Here is a 21,209-nt window from a genome sequence, read left to right on the forward strand (position 1 = left end):
GGACTCATGCCAGCAGCGCCCGGATCGTCGACTTGACCTGGTTCACCCGCGCGGCCAGGTCGGGCATGCTGGCCGTGATGCGTAGTTTATCCTGCCCGTGCAACTTGATGTGGCGGTTCTTCTGGATCAGGCTAATGATCTTCATCGCATCGATCGGCGGGTTCGGTTCGAACTGCAGCACGGCCGATTCCGCATGCGCATCGATCTTGACGATGCCGATCGGACGCGCTGTCACGCGCAGCCGGTGCGTTTCCAGCAGGGCTTTCACCGAGTCCGGCATCTTGCCGAAACGGTCGATCAACTCTTCCTGCAACTCATCGATGCCTTCGGCGGAATTGCAGTTGGCAAGGCGTTTGTAGATCGACAGGCGTTCCTGCACGTCGCCGCAGTAATCGGCTGGCATCAGCGCCGGCACGTGGAGGTTGATCTCGGTGGTGGTAGCCAGCGGCGCGGCCAGGTCCGGCTCCTTGCCGTTCTTGAGAGAGCGTACGGCTTCATTCAGCATGTCGGAATACAACTGGAAACCGATCTCGACCATTTCGCCGGACTGATTTTCCCCTAGCACTTCGCCGGCGCCACGGATTTCCAGGTCATGCATGGCCAGGTAAAAGCCGCTGCCGAGTTCTTCCATCTGCTGGATCGCATCGAGGCGGCGCTGCGCCTGCTTGCTCAAGCCTTGCACGTCATTGACTAGCAGGTACGCATAGGCCTGGTGATGCGAACGGCCGACGCGCCCACGCAACTGGTGCAATTGTGCCAGGCCGAACTTGTCGGCGCGGTGCATGACGATGGTGTTGGCGGTCGGCACGTCAATGCCGGTCTCGATGATGGTGGTGCACAAGAGGATGTTGTAGCGCTGGCTGACGAAGTCGCGCATGACTTTTTCCAGGTCGCGCTCGTGCATCTGGCCGTGGGCGACGGCGATGCGCGCTTCCGGCAGCAGCTCGGTCAGCATGGCGCGGCGGTTTTCGATGGTCTCGACTTCATTGTGCAGGAAGTACACCTGTCCGCCACGTTTCAATTCGCGCAGGCAGGCTTCACGGATAACCGAATCGCTTTCGCTGCGCACGAACGTCTTGATCGCCAGGCGCTTTTGCGGCGCGGTAGCGATGACGGAGAAGTCACGCAAGCCTTCCAGCGCCATGCCCAGCGTGCGCGGGATCGGCGTGGCGGTGAGCGTGAGCACATCGACTTCCGCGCGCAGAGATTTCAGCGCTTCCTTCTGGCGCACGCCGAAACGATGTTCCTCGTCGATGATGACCAGTCCCAGGCGCGCGAACTTCATATCGGATGACAGCAGCTTGTGGGTGCCGATGGCGATATCGATGGTGCCTTCGGCCATGCCCTTGACGGCCTGGTTGATTTCCTTGGTGCTTCTGAAGCGCGATAGCTCGGCAATCTTCACCGGCCAATCTGCGAAGCGGTCGGCGAAGTTTTGCGCGTGCTGTTCCGCCAGCAGGGTAGTGGGGGCCAGCAGCGCTACCTGCTTGCCGCCCATGACGGCGACGAAGGCCGCACGCAAGGCCACTTCGGTCTTGCCGAAGCCGACGTCGCCGCAAATCAGGCGGTCCATCGGTTTGCCGGAGGTCATGTCCGTGATGACGGCATTGATGGCGGCAGCCTGGTCCGGCGTTTCTTCAAAGCCGAAGCTTTCCGCGAAGGCTTCGTAATCGTGCGCCGAATACTCGAAGGCATGACCCTGGCGCGAAGCACGGCGGGCATACAGGTTCAACAGTTCAGCGGCCGTGTCGCGGATTTGCTGGGCAGCTTTCTTGCGCGCCTTTTCCCACTGGCCGGAGCCAAGCGCATGCAGCGGCGCGTCTTCCGGTGACGCGCCGGAATAGCGCGAGATCACGTGCAATTGCGACACCGGCACATACAGCTTGGATTCCTTGGCGTATTCCAGGTGCAGGAACTCAGTCTCGCCATCACCCATGTCCATGCTGACCAGGCCCATGTAGCGTCCGATGCCGTGGTTGACGTGCACCACGGGGTCACCGATCTTCAGTTCCGACAAGTCGCGCACCATGGCTTCGACTTGGGTAACGCTTTCATTCTTCCTGCGGCCGGCGCGCCGGGCCGTGCCGGCATACAGTTCGGTTTCAGTGACGAATGCGAGGTTGGCGCCGTCAGCCAGCAACTGGAATCCGGCCTGCAGGGGCGCCACGCCCAGCATCAGCTTTTCTGAGGACGTGAGGAAATCGGCATAGTTGTCGCTGGCCGGCAGCGTCAGATCATGCTCGCGGAAATACTGCAACAGCGTTTCACGGCGTCCACCCGAATCGGCGCAGATCAGCACGCGCTTGTCGGTTTGCAGCAGGAAGGAGCGCAGATTGGTGATCGGGTCATCCAGGCGCCGGTTCACGGCAATGTCCGGCAGCGGCGCGGAGAGTTCGGATGGGCCGGGATCGGACTGGATCACCCAGCGGCCGTGCAGCTTGACCAGGGTGAAAAAATCCTCATCGGTGAGGAAGAGTTTTTCCGGCTCCAGCAGCGGGCGTTCGCGGTCCGCTTTCAGGAATTTATAGCGCGAGTTGGTATCGCTCCAGAATCGCTTGATGGCGGCATCGATGTCGCCCACCATGGCAAAGGCCGAATCCTCCGGCAGATACTCGAACAGCGTGGCGGTATGCTCGAAAAACAGCGGCAGGTAATACTCGATGCCGGCCGACGCAATGCCGTTGCCAATGTCCTTGTAAATCGTCGAACGCGACGGATCGCCTTCGAAAACCTCGCGCCAGCGGCCGCGAAATGCCGTGCGCGCCGCTTCGTCCATCGGGAACTCCCGGCCCGGCAGCAATCTCACTTCCCTGACCGGATACAGCGAGCGCTGGGTATCGGCATCGAAGGTACGGATTGTCTCGATCGTATCGCCGAACAGATCAAGCCGGTAGGGCAGGGCCGAGCCCATCGGGAACAGGTCGATCAGGCCGCCGCGCACGGAATATTCGCCCGGCGACATGACTTGCGCGACGTGCGAGTAGCCGGCTAGAGTCAGTTGCGACTTCAGCTTGGCTTCGTCGAGCGTTTCACCCTGCTTGAAAAAGAAGGTATAGGCGGCAAGGAAGGAGGGCGGCGCCATGCGCAGCAGGGCCGTCGTCGCCGGCACGATCATCACATCGCATTGACCGCTGCGGATTTCGTGCAGGGTCGCCAGCCGCTCGGACACCAGGTCCTGATGCGGCGAAAAAGCGTCGTAGGGCAGGGTTTCCCAGTCCGGCAGCAGGTGGCAGCGCAAGGGCGCAACAGTGTCGCTCTCTTCACTCGCGCTGAACCAGCGGATTTCCGCCAGCAAGCGCTGGGCATCGGTGGCGTTGGCTACCACCACCGCCAGCATGCGGTTCTGCCTGCGCAGTTCTATGGCAGCCTGGGCCAGCGCCCAGGAATCGGCGGAACCGTGCACGGCTGGCAGGACAAAGCGGTGGCCTGGCTTGGGGAGGGATTTATTCAGGTCGAAAGGCATGCAAATGGCGTCGCACAAAGACAAAACGGCCAAAGCGCAGATGATGCGGTTTGGCTCGGCGTGATCATTTCAGGATTATAAACGTTATAAACGATGGCTTCCCGCCGGCCTGCGGTATCATTTCTCAATTTTTCCGCTCAGCTAGATGGTTGATTCCCGTTACTTCGCTCTCGTTCCCGCCGCTGGCGTCGGGGCGCGCCTCGGCGCGAATTGTCCCAAGCAATACCTGCCGCTGGCCGGCAAGCCGATGTTATTGCACGTGCTCGAGACTTTCGCCGCGTCGCCCGCCATCGCGCATTGCTTTGTCGTCGTCAGCGCCGAAGATGCCTATATCGATGAGGTCATTGCCGCTTCTTCCGCGCTGACGGGTCGGGTCACCGTGCTGCGACATGGCGGCGCTACCCGTCATGAATCGGTATTGAATGGCCTGCAACAGATTCGTCAGCAACTCCGAGACGATGACTGGGTGCTTGTGCACGATGCCGCGCGGCCGGGATTGAGCGAATCCTTGATCGGCAAGCTGATCGCGGCATTGCGGGACGATCCGGTCGGCGGCTTGCTGGCGCTGCCGGTGGTCGATACGCTGAAGCGTGACGATACTGATGCGCGCGTGGCGGAAACGGTGCCGCGCGCAGGGTTGTGGGGCGCGCAAACGCCGCAAATGTTCCGCTATGCCTTGCTGCGCCGCGCGCTTGAAGAGGTGGCGGAGGTGACGGATGAAGCCAGCGCGATCGAAGCGCTGGGTCTGGCGCCGCGTCTGGTCGAAGGCAGCGTGCGCAACTTCAAGGTCACCCTGCCGCAGGATATCGCCCTGGCCGAATTGCTATTGAAAGGAATGTCATGAAGCTGAACCAGAATACCCCGGATGGTTTTCCGCCATTTCGTATCGGCCAGGGATACGATTGCCATGCCCTGGTTGAAGGGCGCAAGCTGATCATCGGCGGCGTCACCATTCCGCACACGACCGGCTTGCTCGGCCATTCGGATGCCGACGTGCTGCTGCACGCGATTACCGATGCCATTCTCGGCGCCGCCGGCCTTGGCGATATCGGCCGGCACTTTCCGGATACCGATGCCAAATTTTTTGGCGCCGATTCGCGGGTGCTCCTGCGTGAAGCCTGCCAGCGCGTGCGCGCGGCGGGCTACCTGATCGGCAATATCGATGCGACGATCATCGCTCAGAAACCCAAGATGGCGCCGCATATTCCGCAGATGGCGGCGCACGTCGCAGAAGACCTGGGCGTGCCGGCGGCACGGGTGAATATCAAGGCCAAGACCAATGAGAAGCTTGGCTACCTGGGCCGCGAAGAGGGGATTGCCGCCGAAGCCGTGGCATTGATCTACCAGGCGGCTGTCGGCTGATTACATATTCGGATAGTTCGGTCCGCCACCGCCTTCGGGCGTCACCCAGACGATATTCTGGGTCGGGTCCTTGATATCGCAGGTCTTGCAGTGCACGCAGTTCTGCGCATTGATCTGCAAGCGGTCCTTGCCTTCCTCGGTCTTGACGAATTCATACACGCCGGCCGGGCAATAGCGCTGCTCCGGCCCGGCATAGGTCGCCAGGTTGACCTCGACCGGCACGGCCGGATTCTTCAGCGTCAAATGCACCGGCTGATCTTCGGCATGGTTAGTGTTGGAAATGAACACCGACGACAGGCGATCGAAGGTCAGCTTGTTATCCGGCTTCGGGTAATCGATCGGCTGGAATGCCGAAGCCGGCTTCAGGCATTCATGGTCGGCATGGGTATGGTGCAGCGTCCACGGTGCCTTGCCACCAAAGAGAATCTGGTCGATGCCTACCATCAGCGTGCCGGTGACCAGACCCTTGCTCATGGCTGGCTTGAAGTTGCGTGCCTTGTGCAGCTCTTCGTGCAGCCACGACTGTTCAAAAGCTTGCGGATAAGCTGCCAGTTCATCCTGTTGGCGTCCCGCTGCCAGGGCCGCAAACGCCGCTTCCGCCGCCAGCATGCCGGTTTTCATGGCGGCATGGCTGCCCTTGATGCGGGACGCATTCAGGAAACCCGCATCGCAACCGATCAGCGCCCCACCCGGGAACACCAGCTTGGGCAGCGACTGCAGGCCGCCTGCGGTAATCGCACGGGCGCCATAGGACAGGCGCTTGCCGCCTTCAAAGAAGGTGCGGATTTCCGGGTGGGTCTTGTAGCGCTGGAATTCCTCGAAGGGTGACAGATAGGGATTCTGGTATGCCAGGCCGACGACATAGCCCACGGCGACCTGGTTGTTTTCCAGGTGATACAGGAAGGAGCCACCATAGGTATCGTTGTCCAGCGGCCAGCCGGCGGTATGGATGACCAGGCCTGGCTGGTGTTTGGCAGGATCGATTTCCCACAATTCCTTGATGCCGATGCCATAGGTTTGCGGGTCCCGCCCGGCATTGAGGTCGTACTTGGCCATGAGCTGCTTGCCCAGGTGGCCGCGCGCCCCCTCGGCAAAGAAGGTGTATTTGGCATGCAATTCCATGCCGAGTTGGAAGTTGGCGGTGGGATTGCCCTCGCGGTCCACGCCCATGTTGCCGGTGGCGACACCCTTGACCGCGCCATCGTCGTGGTACAGGATTTCGGCAGCCGGAAAGCCAGGGAAGATTTCCACACCAAGGGCTTCGGCTTGTTGGCCCAGCCAGCGCACCACGTTGGCCAGCGAAATCACATAATTGCCATGGTTCTGGAAGCACGCAGGCAAGAGCCAATTGGGCGTTTTGATGGCTTTCTTTTCGGAGAGGAAGAGGAAGCGGTCTTCCGAGACCGGCGTATTCAGCGGGGCGCCGCGTTCTTTCCAGTCGGGGAAGAGCTCGTTGATGGCAATTGGGTCCATGACCGCGCCGGAGAGGATATGGGCGCCGAGTTCGCTGCCTTTTTCGAGCACGCAGACCGAGACTTCCTGGCCTTTTTGCTCGGCAAGCTGCTTGAGGCGAATCGCCGCGGACAAGCCGGCCGGGCCGCCACCGACAACCACCACATCGTATTCCATGGCCTCGCGCGGGCCGTATTGCGCGACCAGATCCTGGCTTGCCGTTTGCATGATTGTCTCTCCCAAAAATTTGAATAATCGAACGGTTGTGCTAATTGTCGGGGATTTTACGTGAGAATGCTAGATTTCCTGCATTGATTCGGACGCTTTCATGTAAAGATAGCGTCTTGGCACAGTCGATAAAAACAGGAGGCATCATGGGCGTCGAAATGAACTTCGAAGGAAAGATCGCGCTGGTGACGGGCGCCTCCAGCGGTCTGGGAACGCGCTTTGCAAAAGTCCTGGCCCGTGCGGGCGCGCAAGTGGTGCTGGCCTCGCGCCGGATTGACCGCCTGAAGGAATTGCGGGCCGAAATCGAAGCCGACGGTGGCGCCGCCTATGTGGTGCCATTGGATGTGACCGACTATGCCAGCATCAAATCGGCGATTGCCCATGCCGAAACAGAAGCTGGTTCGATCGATATCCTGGTCAATAATTCGGGCGTGGCGACCAGTCAGCCGCTGGCCGAAGTGACGCCGGACGATTATGCCTTCGTCATGGACACCAACCTGCGCGGGGCGTTTTTCGTGGCGCAGGAAGTGGCCAAGCGCATGATTGCGCGCGCCAAGGGCGACGCGCAATGTCCGCACCGTATCATCAATATTTCGTCGGTGGCCGCGTTGCGCGTGGTGCCGCAGATCGGTATCTATAGCATGAGCAAGGCCGCCATGGTGCACATGACCAAGGCGATGGCCGCCGAATGGGGACGTTGCGGGATTAATGTCAACGCCATTTGCCCCGGCTATATCAGTACCGAATTCAATGCAGAATTCTTTGCCAGCGATGCAGGACTCAAGGTGCTTGACATGTTGCCGCGCAAGCGCGTCGGCCAGCCGGAATATCTCGATGGCTTGTTGCTGCTGCTGGCGTCCGAGGAATCGCAATTCATCAATGGCGCCATTATCGCTGCCGATGATGGCTTCAGCGTGCAATAACTACGTTGACGCAAGGTTAAAAAAGAAACGGAGAATCATGGAAAAGAAACTGGAACATACGACACGCATACCGATCCGCTGGGGGGACATGGACGCATTCGGTCATGTCAACAACACGGTGTTTTTCCGCTTCATGGAGCAGGCGCGGGTGGAGTGGATGGAATCCTGCGGAATTCCGATGGAAAGCGGCGGACAAGGGCCGGTCGTCGTCAACACCCATTGCAACTTCCGGCAGCAGTTGAAATATCCCGGTGAAGTGGAAGTGAAAACCTTTGCCGGTGCGCCGGGGCGATCCAGTTTTGAAACCTTCGTGGAAATCCGTCGCGCAGACCAGCCTGAAGTGCTGGTCGCCGATGGCGCCGCAAAAATCGTGTGGGTGGATTACGCGGCAGGCAAATCCGTGCCGCTGCCGCAAAGCTTGCGGGCCGTGATCGAGGGTTAGTGCTCGTTAGAGGTCACGCCCACCAGGCGGTGCACCAGTTCGCTGGACGTCGCCGCAGAAAACTTGCGCATCAGCTTGGCCCGGTGCATTTCCACGGTGCGCGGGCTAAGCCCGATTTGGCGCGCGATTAGCTTGCTTGTCTTGCCTTCGACCAGCAGGGCGGCGATTTCGCGCTCGCGCGGCGTCAGCTCGGCGGTGACCGGCCGCTTGGCGCTTAAATCCTCGAAAGTCCAGATGCCGGCGGCGTGCGGGTCATTCGGCACGAGCGAGCGGCCAATGACGTGGCACCAGAACATTTCCTGGTTGGCGCGCTTCATGATGCGTTCGTCGGAATAGGAACCCTTGGCGTTCATGATGGGCGTGATGCGCTGACCGGTGCGCTCGAATTCATCCGGCGTCGGATACAGGACAAGCAAGGATTTTCCGATCAGGTCTTCACGCGCATAGCCGAACATCTTGGCCAGGGCTTCGTTGCATGCCTGGATAATGCGGTTCTGGCTGACGCACATGCCTACCGGAGAACGCAGAAATATGTTTTCGTAATCGATCGCTGGCGGTATGCTCATGAAGCCATCATAAATGATGTTGGTATTCAGGCGTGAACATAAGGTATTTTTACGGTATTGTACAGTCCTCGGGGGCATCATATGCTGGAGAGCTTGCTATGGTGCGCCTTGTGTCTATTAATATCAGATTATTGCGCGTCATTTAGCAGTAGTAACGGTTCCACTTTGGAGAGATGAGGGGAGTATGAAAAAAGTTTATCCCGACGCTGCCACCGCACTGGCCGGCGTTGTCAAGGATGGCCAAACGATCGCCGTAGGCGGCTTCGGCTTGTGCGGCATTCCCGAGGCGCTGATCGCAGCGCTGCGTGATTCAGGCGTCAAGAACCTGACCGCGATTTCGAATAACGCGGGTGTCGACGGCTTCGGCCTGGGCCAATTGCTGACGACTCGCCAGATCAAGAAAATGATCTCGTCGTACGTCGGTGAAAACAAGGAATTCGAACGCCAGTACCTGTCCGGCGAACTCGAACTGGAATTCACTCCGCAAGGCACCCTGGCTGAAAAGCTGCGTGCAGGCGGCGCCGGCATCCCGGCTTTCTTCACCAAGACCGGCGTGGGCACCATCGTCGCCGACGGCAAGGAAATCCGCGAATTCGACGGCCAGCAATACGTCATGGAGCGTTCGCTGGTGGCCGACGTTTCCCTGGTCAAGGCCTGGAAGGCCGATAAGGCCGGCAACCTGGTGTTCCGCAAGACCGCTCGCAACTTCAACCCGAACGTCGCGATGGCCGGCAAGATCACCATCGTCGAAGTCGAGCAACTGGTTGAAACCGGCGAACTCGATCCGGACGAAATCCATACTCCCAGCGTGTTCGTGCACCGCATCGTGGTCAATGCGACGCCGGAAAAACGCATCGAGCAACGCACCACGCGTGCAAAGTAACAGGGGAGAATGAACATGGCATGGACTCGTGATGAAATGGCCGCACGCGCGGCAAAAGAATTGCAGGATGGTTTCTACGTCAACCTGGGCATCGGCTTGCCGACCCTGGTGGCCAACTATGTGCCGAGCGACATGGAAGTCTGGCTGCAGTCGGAAAACGGCTTGCTGGGCATCGGCCCGTTCCCGACCGAAGATGAAGTCGACGCTGACCTGATCAACGCCGGCAAGCAAACCGTCACCACGCTGAAAGGCTCGGCCTTCTTCAGCTCGGCGGATTCGTTTGCCATGATCCGCGGCGGCAAGATCAACATCGCTATTCTCGGCGCAATGCAAGTGTCCGAAGAAGGTGACCTGGCCAACTGGATGATCCCGGGTAAGATGGTCAAGGGCATGGGCGGCGCGATGGATCTGGTGGCCGGCGTCGGCCGTGTCGTGGTGCTGATGGAGCATGTCGCCAAGAGCAAGGACGGCAGCATCTCCAAGAAGATCCTGAACAAGTGCAACCTGCCGCTGACCGGCGTGAAGGTGGTCAACCGCATCATCACCGATCTCGGCGTGATCGACGTTACCCCGAACGGCCTGAAGCTGGTGGAACTGGCTCCTGGCGTGACCAAGGAGCAGATCCAGGAACAGACCGAGCCGAAGCTCGACATGAGCGGAGTGGCTTAAGTCGTATCACCCTGTAAAAGAAAACGGCGTCTGGAAACAGACGCCGTTTTTTATTGGCTATTCAGTTCTTGGGAGCAGGCTTCGATTGCTGACGGTTCTCTGGCGCTTCAGGAGGCAGAACGATAAGCGGATGGCTCAGGACATGCGGAACGCGCAGGCCGCCTGGTTGTAACCGACGCCGGAACCGATCATCACCACCAGGTCGCCGGACTTGACCTTGCCCAGGCTGATGGCGTCGTCGAGCGCCATCGGGATGCAAGCCGACCCGGTGTAGCCCCATTTATCCATGATCATGTGGCATTTTTCGATCGGCACACCGCAATTCTTTGCTGCCAGTTCGATGGTGGGCTTGCGCACTTGCGTGAAGATGACCTGGTCGACTTCTTCCGCGGTGAGATTGTTTTCCGCAAGCAGGCGATTGAATAGCTTGGGCCAGCCAACGTCATTGATTTCGGGCGGATAGCGTTTGACCAGGCGTACCTTGGTGCGGCCATCCCTGATTGACTGTTCGCTGGCCGGTTCCTTGGTGCCACCCGCGAAAATCCCCCAGGATTCTGCATATTCGCCGTCGGCCTGCATGGCCGAACCGATGAATCCGGGCTTCTCCTTCGCTTCGATCACGGCTGCGCCAGCGCCGTCGCCGTAGAAGAAGATCGTCGGGTCGCCCGGGTCAGCCAGGCGATGCATCATGTAGGCGCCGATGACCAGGATCGTCCTGATGCCCGGGTTGGTGGCGATAATGCCGGAGGCGATGGTGAGCGCTGTCGGGAAAGACGCGCAGGCGCAGCCGACGTCAAACGTGCCGGCATTCTTCGCGCCGATCTTGTGTTGGACGACGACCGAAGTCGCCGGGGTGATGTAATCTGGCGAATCGGTGCCGAGGATGATCAGATCGACGTCGGCCGGTCTGCGGCCGGCACGCTTGAGCGCTTCGAGCGCGGCAGGAACCGCCAGGTCCGACGTGGACCAGTCGTCAGGAGCGTAAAAGCGCTGGGTAATGCCGGTGCTTTCCGCAAACTTGCCGATGACATCCGGTTTTCCTAGCGCGGTGAAGCGCTCATTGAGCTCGGCATTGGTGATTTTGTGTGCGGGCAGGTAGTGCGCGGTAGAGATGATATTGGCGATACGCGGCATGTCTTGTCCCCTCTCAGGTTGTTGTTGTGAGGGAATAATGACATACACGCCAGGCTGCTACAAGCGGCAGAGCCAGACGTGTTGCGCAACGGGCTAACCCGGCTAGCGGGTCAGCGTCATCTCGCCATTTCAAGCCAGGATGGCGTGTATCAGGCCTTGACGGCCTTCGGCTTCTTGGTTGCGCGTACTGCGCGGCCGGACCAGCTGGCACGCTTGATCTTCGTGGTCGGTTCGTGAGTCAGTTGCGGCATCAGGCGCAGATGGTCGCCCGGGCATTGATAAGCCAATTCAGGAGCATTCGCATCTTCGTTGGCGATCCACACCGTCTGGTCGCCTTGCCAGGCTCCGCTTTCCACCTGCGCGATGAATTCGGCAAAGATGCGCGAGGTCAGCTCCGGGATTTCCAGTGTAAAGGCATGCGACATCTTCGGCACAATCATCATGCGCGAATTCGGCGTATTGGCACGAATGATGTCGTGCAGGTGGCGCGGGGTCAGGGCATCGAATTCGCCGTTCAGCACCAGCGTCGGCACCTTGATCTTCGCCAGTTCCGGCGTGATGCTCGTGAAATTGCGCAGCGATTCCATGAGGTTCTGGATGCCGTAGATCTCATTGCTGCTGCTGCCCACCCGCTTGACGACGGCAAGCAGCTCGCGGTTTTTCGCCAGCCATTCGTTGGTGAAGTTCAGCGGCATGAGCAGGTCGAGATAGAACTCGAAGCCGACGCGCGCCATCGAAACATACAGGTTCGAAGCATGGCAGGTGAGCAGCGGGTCGAGTTCGGAGAAGGTCGACACCGGCAGCAAGCCTTTCAGGGCATCCGGATACATCATGGCGTAGCGCAGCACCACCACGCCGCCGAAGGAAATGCCCATCACGTAAGGCTGCTCGATGCCGAGATGCTGGTGCAGCGCATGCAGCATGGTCGCATGGTCGTCGAAATCCACGCCCAGGATCGGCTTGCTGGAAAAGCCCTGGCCCAGCATGTCATAGGCCAGGACGCGCACGCCTTTCTCAGGCAGCATCTTGAAGTAGGGCGCCCAGTGCGAGGTACGCATCGACAGGCCATTGACGAGGGTGATGACCGGATCGCCTTCATTGCCGAACAAGTCGTAATAGATCTCGGAATTCTTGTAGTGAAAAACGGGCATGGCGGGTTCCAGTTGGTTCGGCTTGGGCTGCAGGTTCGACTTTATATGCGCGGCTTGTCAGGCGGCTTCGGTTGCGGTGATCTCGGCCAGCAGGCGCAGAAACAGGCGTTCCACGACCTGCCTTTGCGCCTCGATGATCTGTTCCTTTTCGTCCTGCGAGAGGTCGATGGCCATGTCTTTCAGCAGGCGGATCTGGGTCTGGATCTGGCGACCGTTCTCCTCCTCGACTTCCTTGAGCGCAGAGAAGAATGGCGTATTCAGGTTGGTTTGCACCGATAGCAGCGGCAGGATGCGGATGACTGACAGGAAGGCATGCGACAACGCCAGGTATTCATAAAAATTGCGGTCGACCTTGATGAAGCCGCCCATGAAACGCGCGGCGCCGGTTTCCTGCCACAGCGATAGATTCAGCTGGGTGGCGGCGAAGAATACCATCGGATTGCTGCTCCATGCCGTGGATTTTCCGAGCAATGTCGTCAGTTCGACTTCCTTGAAGCACTGATTGTGCAGGAACTTGTAGGGTACCCATTCCATCGGCTGAAATTCCACGCGCGTCAGGATCGTGGCATTGATACTCTTGACGCCTTGCAGGAACAAACAGATGCGGGTCTGGGCCTCCGGGCTGAATTCTTTCTGTTGCTTGAAATGTTCCATCGCGCGCTTGCGGATGTCGATGGATTGGTCAGCCATGGGATCTCCAATTGGGTAATGAATCATGCCGGATGCCGGCTTGCTAAAGCTGGCATTTGAGTGCGCGATAGTTTACTTGAATCATCGTGAATTTACCAAGTGACATTCCTCTCCATGCAGAGGTTGACATGTCATGTTTTTTAACATTCTCCACTAAAAAATAGTGATATAAGGAAACATTTGGTCGGTATGACGTGACTGCGTGCAGGAGGGCACATTGAGACAGCATTATTTTTCCAGCCTTGGACAGGCAGGTTTTCATCGCCTGGCTTATACCGAATGGGGAGATCAAGCCAATCGCGATGTGATCGTCTGCGCGCATGGCCTGACCTTGAACAGCCGTTATTTCGACGGGTTTGCCAAGGCATGTGAAGATCACTACCGCGTGATCTGTCCCGATGTCGTCGGGCGCGGCAAGAGCGACTGGATCGATCCGCAATACTACTGGTTTGACCAGTACGTGGCGGATGCGGCAGCCTTGCTGGCTCGCGTCGGCGCGGAAAAGGTTGACTGGGTCGGCACGTCGATGGGTGGCCTGATGGGCATTTATCTGGCGACACGAAAAAATCATCCGATCAAGCGGCTGGTCTTGAACGATGTCGGGCCTTTCATTGCCAAGGAAGGCTTGCAGATGATCGCCGAGTATGTTGGCAAGGACGAGCGTTTCCGCAATCATGCTGAAGTCGAGGCGCACTTGCGCGTGCTGTATCCGAAATTCGGCAATCTCACGGATGACCAATGGCGTCACTTGGCGCGCATCGGTTCGCGCCTGACGCCGGAAGGCGATCTACGTCTGGCTTACGACCCGAACATCCGCGAGAGCTTCCGCAATCTGCATGAGGATTTTCAGGTGTGGGACCTGTGGGAAAAGATCGATATTCCGGTGCTGATCCTGCGCGGTTCGGAATCCGGTATCCTGACGCAGGAAACGCTGGAAGAAATGTTGCGGCGGAATCCGAATGCGCGCAGCCATGTTTTCGAGGGAATCGGCCATGCGCCGCCGCTGATGTCCGGCGACCAGATCGGCATCGTGCTGGATTTCCTGGCCGGCGAATAGGAACGGTAAAACGCCCGACAGAAATAAAAATCGCGCAATGCCGTAAAGCTTGCGCGATTTTTATTTGACCGGCGCACCGCAGCGCGCCGGAGTCAGGGCAGGGAATTACTGCGCGACCCAGCCGCCATCGACGTTCAGCGACATGCCGCGCATCTGGCTGGCGGCATCGCTGCACAGGTAGACGGCCAGGCTGCCGAGCTGTTCCGGGGTGACGAATTCGCCGGAAGGCTGTTTTTCCAGCAGCAGCTGGCGCTTGGCTTCATCGTTGGTCTGGTTGTTGGCGGCGGCGCGTGCGTCCACCTGTTTTTGCACCAGCGGGGTCAGGACCCAGCCCGGGCAGATGGCGTTGACGGTGACACCGGTCTGGGCGTTTTCCAGAGCCGAGACCTTGGTCAGGCCGACGATGCCATGCTTGGCGGCGACGTAAGCGGATTTTTGCGCGGAACCGACCAGGCCGTGCACCGAGGCGATATTGATGATGCGGCCCCAGTTCTTGGCTTTCATTGCCGGCAGTGCCAGGCGGGTAGTGTGGAAAGCCGAAGTCAGGTTAATGGCGATGATGGCATCCCATTTCTCGACCGGGAAATCTTCCACGTTGGCGACATGCTGAATGCCGGCATTATTGACGAGCACGTCGACCATGCCGAATTTTTCGGCAGCGAACTTCATGAGCGCTTCGATCTCCGATGCTTTGGACATGTCGGCGTTGTGGTATGCGGTTTGCACGCCGAATTCCTTGGCGACGGATTGCTGCAAGGCTTCGATTTCCTTCTGGTCGCCAAAGCCGTTGAATACGATATTGGCACCCGCTTCTGCCAGCGAACGGGCGATACCCAAACCGATGCCGGAGGTCGACCCGGTAACGAGGGCGGTTTTACCTTGGAGCGTCTTGCCTTGCATGTTGTCCTCTTCGTATATGTCTTATAAAAATAAATTACGGCCAAAGAATGGCGGAGCTAGGATTTTAATCTTATCCGGCATTAAAATGTTGACTGTTGTCCATATTTCTTAGAATGATTTCAAGATGACTCAGCCCCAGATTAAAAGCGTTCAATGCATCTCTCCCGCCGGCCTGCACAAGATGGTCTACAAGGAATGGGGCGATCCGACCAATCCGAATGTGCTGGTTTGCGTCCATGGCGTGACGCGAGTTTCTGATGATTTCGACAATATCGCGGCAGCCCTGTGCGATAAATATCGCGTGATTTGCCCGGATGTCGTCGGTCGCGGCCGTTCCGACTGGCTGCGCAACCCGGCGTACTACGTCATTCCTCAGTACATGAGCGACATGATGACCGTGCTGGCGCGGCTCGATGTCGAGAAAGTCGACTGGATCGGCACGTCCATGGGCGGCCTGATCGCCATGCCGCTGGCTTCCTTGCCGGGCAATCCGATCCGCAAGCTGGTGTTGAACGACGTCGGCCCGGCGCTCGACATGACGTCGCTGGTCAGCATCGCCGACTACATTGGCCAGGATTTGCGCTGGTCGAGCTATGAAGACGCCGAAACCTATATCCGCGCGATTTCCGTGCCGTTCGGCCCGCATACCGATGCCGAATGGAACAAGATGGCCAGGAGCGTGCTGCGCCAGCTGGATGACGGCCAATGGACCCGCCACTATGACATCAGGCTCGCTTCGCCGTTCAAGGATGCCTACTTCAATAATGTCGAGGCATCCGAATCCATCTTGTGGCAAGCCTACGATGCCATCCAGGCACCGACCTTGCTGATTCGCGGCGCCCAGTCCGGTCTGCTGATGACGGAAACGGCGCAGGCCATGACGCAGCGCGGCCCGCGCGCCAAGCTGGTAGAGTTCGAAGGCGTCGGCCATGCGCCGACCCTGATGCATGACGACCAGATTTCGGTAATCAAAGACTTTTTGCTGGATTGATGGTCTGATCTGGTAATCTGATCGAGGTGCCGGCTGCAATGGCCGGCACGATTTTTCAAGGCAGGATTCATGGTTTCCGTCGCAGCCGCCGAACATTCCGCACACGATCTGGTGCTGGCCGGCTTGAGCGCCGAAGAGTCCGTGCGCGTGCGCGAAGCGATTGACTTCGTGCAGCCGTTTTATGCCGGGCAGAATACCGGCAAAGGGCAGGATGCCTTCGAGTATGCATTGACGGTCGCCGGCATCCTGGCCAATCTGGAAATCGACGCCGATACCCGCATCGCCGCGCTGCTGTTCGAATTGCCGGCAATCGCCCCTGCCGAAGCGGAAAAAATCGAGCCCCGCTTTGGCAAGGAGATCGCCGACCTGGTGACCGGTATCCGGCAATTGATGCGGTTGCATGAAGTTACATTCGAACAGGCTGACGCCGCTGCCAAAGGCAAGAATGCGCAGCAACAAGCCGCGATCCACCTGGAAACCTTGCGCAAGATGCTGCTCGCCATGGCCACCGATATGCGGGTGGTGCTGGTCAGGCTGGCATCGCGGGTGACGACCTTGCGCTATTTCGCCGAACAGAAATTGAACAACGAGCGGACTCGCGAATACGGCCGCACTTCGCTCGACCTGTATGCGCCGCTGGCGAACCGGCTCGGCATCTGGCAATTGAAATGGGAGCTGGAAGACCTGTCTTTCCGTTTCATCGAGCCGGAAGCGTACAAGCGCATTGCCAAGATGCTGGAGGAAAAACGCATCGGCCGCGAAGCGTTCGTCGCCAATGCGATCGCGCGCCTGAAGGCGGAAATGGCCGATGCCGGCATCGAGGCCGAGGTGACTGGTCGGCCCAAGCATATCTATAGCATTTGGAACAAGATGAAGGGCAAGTCGCTCGACTTTTCCGAGCTGTACGATGTGCGCGCTTTTCGCGTGATAGTCGAGGATGTGAAGACCTGCTATGCGGTGCTGGGCATCGTGCACCATATCTGGACGCCGATTCCGGAAGAGTTCGACGACTATATCGCCCGACCCAAATCCAATGGCTATCAATCGCTGCACACGGTGGTGACGGCGGAAGACGGCCGTGCGCTCGAAGTGCAGATCCGCACGCGCGAGATGCACCATTTCGCCGAATACGGCGTGGCGGCGCACTGGCGCTACAAGGAAGTCGGCAGCTCGAATTTCTCGGCGAAGAAAAAGTACGATGAAAAAATCGCCTGGCTGCGTCAGCTGCTGGCGTGGAAAAGCGAGGTTGCCGACACGGTGATGGGGCACGAGGAGGGCCGGCGCGAATGGGTTGAAAAGCTCAAGTCGGCCAGCCTGGATGACCGCATCTACGTGTTGACGCCGCAGGCCCGCGTGATCGAATTGCCCAGAGGGGGCACGCCGATCGACTTTGCCTATTATCTGCACAGCGATGTCGGCCATCGTTGCCGCGGCGCGCGTGTCGATGGCGCCATGGTGCCGCTGAATACGCCGCTGAAGAATGGCCAGACGGTGGAAATCATCACCGCCAAGGGCGGCAGCGCGGCGTCGGCCGGGCCTTCGCGCGACTGGCTGAGCCCGGGCTACGCCGCCAGCCCGCGCACGCGTTCCAAGGTGAGGGCATGGTTCAATGCGCTCGACCAGCAGAACACGCTGGCCACCGGGCGCGGGATAATTGAAAAGACCTTGCAGCGCGAGGGCAAGACTGCGGTCAACCTGGAAGAACTGGCGCACAAGCTGGGCTTTGCCAAGCCGGATGATTTGTTCCTGGCGGTCGGCAAGGAAACCTTCAGCCTGCGTATCGTGGAGCAGGCCTTGCACGAGGGCGAGGCAGCCAAGCAGGCGCCGGCGAACCCCGACGCGGCGGTGGTGCCGCGCAAGAGCCGCGCGTCGAGCGTGGTGCAGGGCGCGCAGTCAGGAGTCCTGGTGGTCGGCACGGCGGGCTTGATGACGCAGCTGGCCAAGTGCTGCAAGCCGGCGCCGCCGGACGAGATCGTCGGCTTCATCACGCGCGGCAAGGGCGTGTCGATCCATCGCACCAATTGCAAGAACTTTGCCGAGATGATCGCGCACGCGCCGGAACGGGTAATCCAGACGACCTGGGGCGAGACCGGCAAGGAAACGGTGTATCCGGTGGATATCTTCATCATCGCGCAGGACCGGCAAGGCCTGCTGCGGGATATCTCCGATATCCTCATGCGTGAAAAGATCAATGTCATTGGCGTGGCCACGCAAAGCGTCAAGGGGCAGGCGCGCATGTCGTTCACCGCTGAAATCGCCTCGACCGAACAATTGAACCGCGCGCTGAAGATCATCAGCGAGGTCAAGGGCGTGGTGGACGCGCGCCGCAAATAATCGAGGGAGCCATGCCGCAATTCGCCGCCAACCTGGCCCTGATGTACAACGAGCATGCATTTCTCGACCGTTTTGCGGCAGCGGCCGCAGACGGCTTTCGGGGCGTCGAATTCCTGTTTCCCTATGATTTTTCTGCCGTCGACATCAGGGCAAGGCTGGATGCCGCGAACCTGACGCAGGTGCTGTTCAATGCGCCGCCGGGCGACTGGGCGGCGGGAGAACGGGGGATTGCTTCCTTGCCCGGGCGCGAAGAGGAATTTCGTTGTGGTTTCGACCTTGCGCTGGAGTATGCCGGCGTGCTGGGTAACAGGCGCGTGCACGTGATGGCGGGATTGCTGCAGCCCGGTGTCGAGCGGGCGCGGCAGCGGGAGGTGTATTTATCCAATCTTGCGCATGCGGCGCGCGTTGCGGCCGGAGCGGGGATGACGGTATTGATCGAGCCGATCAATCCGCGCGACATGCCCGGATATTTTCTCAACCACCAGGCCGAGGCGCACGCCATCCGCCATGAAATAGGCGCGGCGAACATAATGGTGCAATGCGACCTGTATCACTGCCAGATCGTCGAAGGCGACCTGGCGGCCACCTTGCGCCGTGATATCGCTGGCATCGGTCATATCCAGATTGCCGGCGTGCCGCAGCGCCACGAGCCCGATATTGGGGAGATTAATTATCCCTATCTGTTCGAGTTGATGGATGAGCTTGGGTATGCCGGCTGGGTAGGGTGCGAATACCGGCCGCGCGGCGATACTTCTGCCGGGCTGGAGTGGCTTCGCGCATGGCGGCGACAGAGGGAATAGTAAATTTTGTATGAGGCCCTAGCCTAAATGCAAAAATGTGGCTATAATCTTTGCTTCTTTAGGCGCGTAGCTCAGCTGGTTAGAGCACTACCTTGACATGGTAGGGGTCGTTGGTTCGAGTCCAATCGTGCCTACCAACGAATTTGGATGTAATCCAAAAGCTGTTCCGAAAAGCCGACTGTCAGCAGTCGGCTTTTTCTTTTCTTCGCTCATATTTCCTATCATCGTATTCTTCCAGCACCGTCGCTGTTCGGTCATCCGTAACCATTATTGACATTCCAGGCAAGCATTTTATTTGCTCCAATTCAAGTAAATACTTAACATTACCGAAACGCAATCATTGCCTCTATTCACGCTCTTATTCATGCAAAATTGCTATTGCCATTCGAGTAGAGGGAATTCGGCATTGGTTTTGGAAGCAATAACGAAGTAACGAATTTTTAGATTGCCTGTTGGTGCCGTGTTGACTTGTCGCGACTTCTCCTCCCTGCTTCCGCAGTTCGCCGCCACCGATCGCGCCCACATTTCCCGGCTATTCACCAATTAGTGATCGACAATGAAATATCCGTCTAGTGGTTTTATTTTTGGAGCGATTCTGTCCGCCGCGACCATCGCGCACGCGACTGATTCAGCTGTTACGGCAGGCAATCCGATTGGCCGATTCGAGATTTCGCGCTTTGAAGTCGAAGGCAATACGCTTCTTAAGCCGGACGCGATGCGTGAGCTGCTGGCGCCGTACGCCGGCAAGTCGCGCGACTTCGGTCACGTGCAGCGTGCTCTCGAAGCGCTGGAGGCGGCCTATCACCAGCACGGTTACAAGCTGGTGCAGGTCGTGCTGCCGGAGCAGGAGCTCAACCAGGGCGTGGTGCGCCTGCGCGTCGTCGAGACGCGCATCGGTAACGTCAAGGTAGAGGGAAACAAGTTCTTTGACGCCGCCAATATCCGCCGCAGCCTGCCTGGTTTGCGCGAGGGGGAAGTGCCGGCGATCGACGATGTGTCGGCGAGCCTGCGCATGGCGAACGAAAGTCCGGCGAAGAAAACCACGCTGAACCTGCAAGGCAGTGAGCAGGAAGGCCTGGTGAACGCAGTGTTGAAGGTCAAGGATGAGAAGCCATGGACCGTCGGCATGAATGTGGACAATGCCGGCCAGCCTGCCACCGGTAGCCATAACATCGGCGTATCGTTTCAGCACGCGAACGTCGCAGGGCTCGATCATATTCTGAGCCTGCAATACCAGACGACGATCGAAAAGCCGAACCAGGTGAGCGTGTACGGCGTCGGCTATCACATTCCGCTGTACGGATTGGGAGACTCGATCGACCTGTTCGGCAGCTATTCCGATGTGAATTCCGGCACGGTGGCGGCAGGTCTGGTGAATCTGAACATCAGCGGACGCGGCACGGTGCTGGGCGCACGTTATAACCAGACGCTGGCGCGCCGGAGCGAACACGATGCCAAGCTCATCTACGGCATCGATTACAAGGCTTTTGAAAGCGATGTGCAGATACCCGGAGTGCCGCTCCAGCTCGGCAGCGATGTCACGGTACGCCCGCTCAGCCTCAGCTATGCCGGCACCTGGACGCCCGCTTCAAGTGCGATCAATTACTACGTCAGCGCGATTCATAATCTCGGCGGTGGCGAAAACGGCAGCAGCCAAGACTTCAATCTTGCCCGTTTCGGCGCCTCGCCCTGGTACAAGATGCTGCGCCTCGGCGGCAGCGTCAACCGTGCATTCGCCAGCGACTGGCAAGTGCGGCTAATGTTCAACGGCCAGCTTACGGCGGATGCGCTGGTGCCCGGCGAGCAGTTCGGCGCCGGCGGCGCGAGTTCGGTGCGCGGTTACCGCGAGCGCGAAATCATCAACGACATGGGCTTCTACGCCGGCGCCGAAATCTACACGCCCAACCTCTGCGCCAAGCTGGCATCGAATGGCGCGCAGTGCCGCGCACTGGCATTCATCGATGGCGCCAGGCTCATCCGCAACAAGGCTTTGCCGGGCGAGCTGGCGCGCAGCGACATCAGCAGCATCGGCGTCGGCATGCGCGTCATCGTCCAAAGAAATCTCGCAATGCAGCTGGACCTCGGTCATGCCATGGCCAGCGCCGGCACCACGTCGGCTGGCGACAATCGTCTGCATTTCAAGATGAACCTGGCGTACTAGGAT

At 59.1% G+C, this 21,209-nt stretch carries 18 protein-coding genes and 1 tRNA gene; 12 read left to right on the forward strand and 7 right to left on the reverse strand.

What is annotated here, in order from left to right; all coding sequences use genetic code 11:
• Positions 1–4 precede the first annotated feature (4 nt).
• Entirely contained in the window at positions 5–3,463 is a 3,459-nt protein-coding gene (mfd, locus tag EDC30_RS00300) for a transcription-repair coupling factor (protein ID WP_132256236.1), read from the reverse strand.
• 145 nt (positions 3,464–3,608) lie between these two features.
• Between mfd and ispD the strand changes: the two genes are divergently transcribed.
• Complete coding sequence (ispD, locus tag EDC30_RS00305; protein WP_132256237.1) at positions 3,609–4,307, forward strand: 2-C-methyl-D-erythritol 4-phosphate cytidylyltransferase; 699 nt, start codon at positions 3,609–3,611, stop codon at positions 4,305–4,307.
• Positions 4,304–4,825 carry a 2-C-methyl-D-erythritol 2,4-cyclodiphosphate synthase gene (gene ispF, locus EDC30_RS00310; protein ID WP_132256239.1) on the forward strand — a complete coding sequence of 174 codons (522 nt, stop codon included), beginning with the start codon at positions 4,304–4,306 and terminating at the stop codon, positions 4,823–4,825. The genes ispD and ispF overlap by 4 nt, the downstream gene beginning before the upstream one ends.
• Here the strand turns inward: ispF and EDC30_RS00315 are convergent, their stop codons facing one another.
• Positions 4,826–6,505 (reverse strand): electron transfer flavoprotein-ubiquinone oxidoreductase, encoded by a 1,680-nt coding sequence (locus EDC30_RS00315; RefSeq protein ID WP_132256241.1) that lies wholly within the window; start codon positions 6,503–6,505, stop codon positions 4,826–4,828.
• 146 nt (positions 6,506–6,651) lie between these two features.
• Between EDC30_RS00315 and EDC30_RS00320 the strand changes: the two genes are divergently transcribed.
• Together EDC30_RS00320 and EDC30_RS00325 are read left to right on the forward strand one after the other, a co-directional pair.
• Positions 6,652–7,428: an SDR family oxidoreductase gene (locus EDC30_RS00320; RefSeq protein ID WP_132256243.1), complete on the forward strand. Its 777-nt coding sequence runs from the start codon at positions 6,652–6,654 to the stop codon at positions 7,426–7,428.
• A 37-nt stretch (positions 7,429–7,465) separates the two neighbouring features.
• Complete coding sequence (locus EDC30_RS00325; protein WP_243656589.1) at positions 7,466–7,870, forward strand: acyl-CoA thioesterase; 405 nt, start codon at positions 7,466–7,468, stop codon at positions 7,868–7,870.
• Here EDC30_RS00325 and EDC30_RS00330 read toward each other — a convergent pair.
• On the reverse strand, positions 7,867–8,436 hold the full coding sequence (locus EDC30_RS00330; protein WP_132256244.1) for a LuxR C-terminal-related transcriptional regulator: 570 nt from the start codon (positions 8,434–8,436) through the stop codon (positions 7,867–7,869). The two genes, EDC30_RS00325 and EDC30_RS00330, sit on opposite strands and share 4 nt — an antisense overlap.
• Before the next feature lie 184 nt (positions 8,437–8,620).
• Here EDC30_RS00330 and EDC30_RS00335 point away from each other — a divergent pair, with 184 nt between their 5' ends.
• Together EDC30_RS00335 and EDC30_RS00340 are read left to right on the forward strand one after the other, a co-directional pair.
• Positions 8,621–9,319, forward strand: a complete 699-nt coding sequence (locus tag EDC30_RS00335; protein ID WP_132256246.1) for a CoA transferase subunit A — start codon at positions 8,621–8,623, stop codon at positions 9,317–9,319.
• Positions 9,320–9,334: 15 nt separating this feature from the next.
• Positions 9,335–9,988, forward strand: a complete 654-nt coding sequence (locus tag EDC30_RS00340; protein WP_132256248.1) for a CoA transferase subunit B — start codon at positions 9,335–9,337, stop codon at positions 9,986–9,988.
• Positions 9,989–10,123: 135 nt separating this feature from the next.
• On the opposite strand, the gene EDC30_RS00345 is transcribed toward EDC30_RS00340, so the two are convergent.
• The 3 genes from EDC30_RS00345 to EDC30_RS00355 all read right to left on the reverse strand — a co-directional run bounded on the left by EDC30_RS00345 (position 10,124) and on the right by EDC30_RS00355 (position 12,963).
• Positions 10,124–11,122, reverse strand: coding sequence for a 3-oxoacyl-ACP synthase III family protein (locus EDC30_RS00345; protein ID WP_132256250.1), 999 nt, complete (start codon positions 11,120–11,122; stop codon positions 10,124–10,126).
• A 149-nt stretch (positions 11,123–11,271) separates the two neighbouring features.
• Complete coding sequence (locus EDC30_RS00350) at positions 11,272–12,273, reverse strand: alpha/beta fold hydrolase (protein WP_132256252.1); 1,002 nt, start codon at positions 12,271–12,273, stop codon at positions 11,272–11,274.
• Between the two features lie 57 nt (positions 12,274–12,330).
• A complete protein-coding gene (locus tag EDC30_RS00355) occupies positions 12,331–12,963 on the reverse strand; it encodes a hypothetical protein (RefSeq protein WP_132256253.1) in 633 nt (210 codons plus the stop codon).
• 217 nt (positions 12,964–13,180) lie between these two features.
• Here EDC30_RS00355 and EDC30_RS00360 point away from each other — a divergent pair, with 217 nt between their 5' ends.
• A complete protein-coding gene (locus EDC30_RS00360; RefSeq protein ID WP_132256255.1) occupies positions 13,181–14,020 on the forward strand; it encodes an alpha/beta fold hydrolase in 840 nt (279 codons plus the stop codon).
• Positions 14,021–14,125: 105 nt separating this feature from the next.
• Here the strand turns inward: EDC30_RS00360 and EDC30_RS00365 are convergent, their stop codons facing one another.
• Positions 14,126–14,920 (reverse strand): 3-hydroxybutyrate dehydrogenase, encoded by a 795-nt coding sequence (locus EDC30_RS00365; RefSeq protein ID WP_132256256.1) that lies wholly within the window; start codon positions 14,918–14,920, stop codon positions 14,126–14,128.
• A 124-nt stretch (positions 14,921–15,044) separates the two neighbouring features.
• Here EDC30_RS00365 and EDC30_RS00370 point away from each other — a divergent pair, with 124 nt between their 5' ends.
• From EDC30_RS00370 to EDC30_RS00390, 5 genes are all read left to right on the forward strand, one after another.
• Positions 15,045–15,911, forward strand: coding sequence for an alpha/beta fold hydrolase (locus EDC30_RS00370; RefSeq protein WP_132256258.1), 867 nt, complete (start codon positions 15,045–15,047; stop codon positions 15,909–15,911).
• 69 nt (positions 15,912–15,980) lie between these two features.
• Complete coding sequence (locus tag EDC30_RS00375) at positions 15,981–18,245, forward strand: RelA/SpoT family protein (RefSeq protein WP_132256260.1); 2,265 nt, start codon at positions 15,981–15,983, stop codon at positions 18,243–18,245.
• Positions 18,246–18,256: 11 nt separating this feature from the next.
• Positions 18,257–19,045, forward strand: a complete 789-nt coding sequence (otnI, locus tag EDC30_RS00380; protein ID WP_132256262.1) for a 2-oxo-tetronate isomerase — start codon at positions 18,257–18,259, stop codon at positions 19,043–19,045.
• A gap of 60 nt (positions 19,046–19,105) precedes the next feature.
• Positions 19,106–19,182: transfer RNA gene (locus EDC30_RS00385), tRNA-Val, on the forward strand.
• Between the two features lie 419 nt (positions 19,183–19,601).
• The gene (locus tag EDC30_RS00390; protein ID WP_132256264.1) at positions 19,602–21,206 is read left to right on the forward strand and encodes a ShlB/FhaC/HecB family hemolysin secretion/activation protein; all 1,605 of its coding nucleotides are present in this window, start codon (positions 19,602–19,604) and stop codon (positions 21,204–21,206) included.
• Positions 21,207–21,209: the final 3 nt, after the last annotated feature.

It is taken from the genome of Paucimonas lemoignei, assembly GCF_004342585.1.
Taxonomy (GTDB): domain Bacteria; phylum Pseudomonadota; class Gammaproteobacteria; order Burkholderiales; family Burkholderiaceae_D; genus Paucimonas; species Paucimonas lemoignei.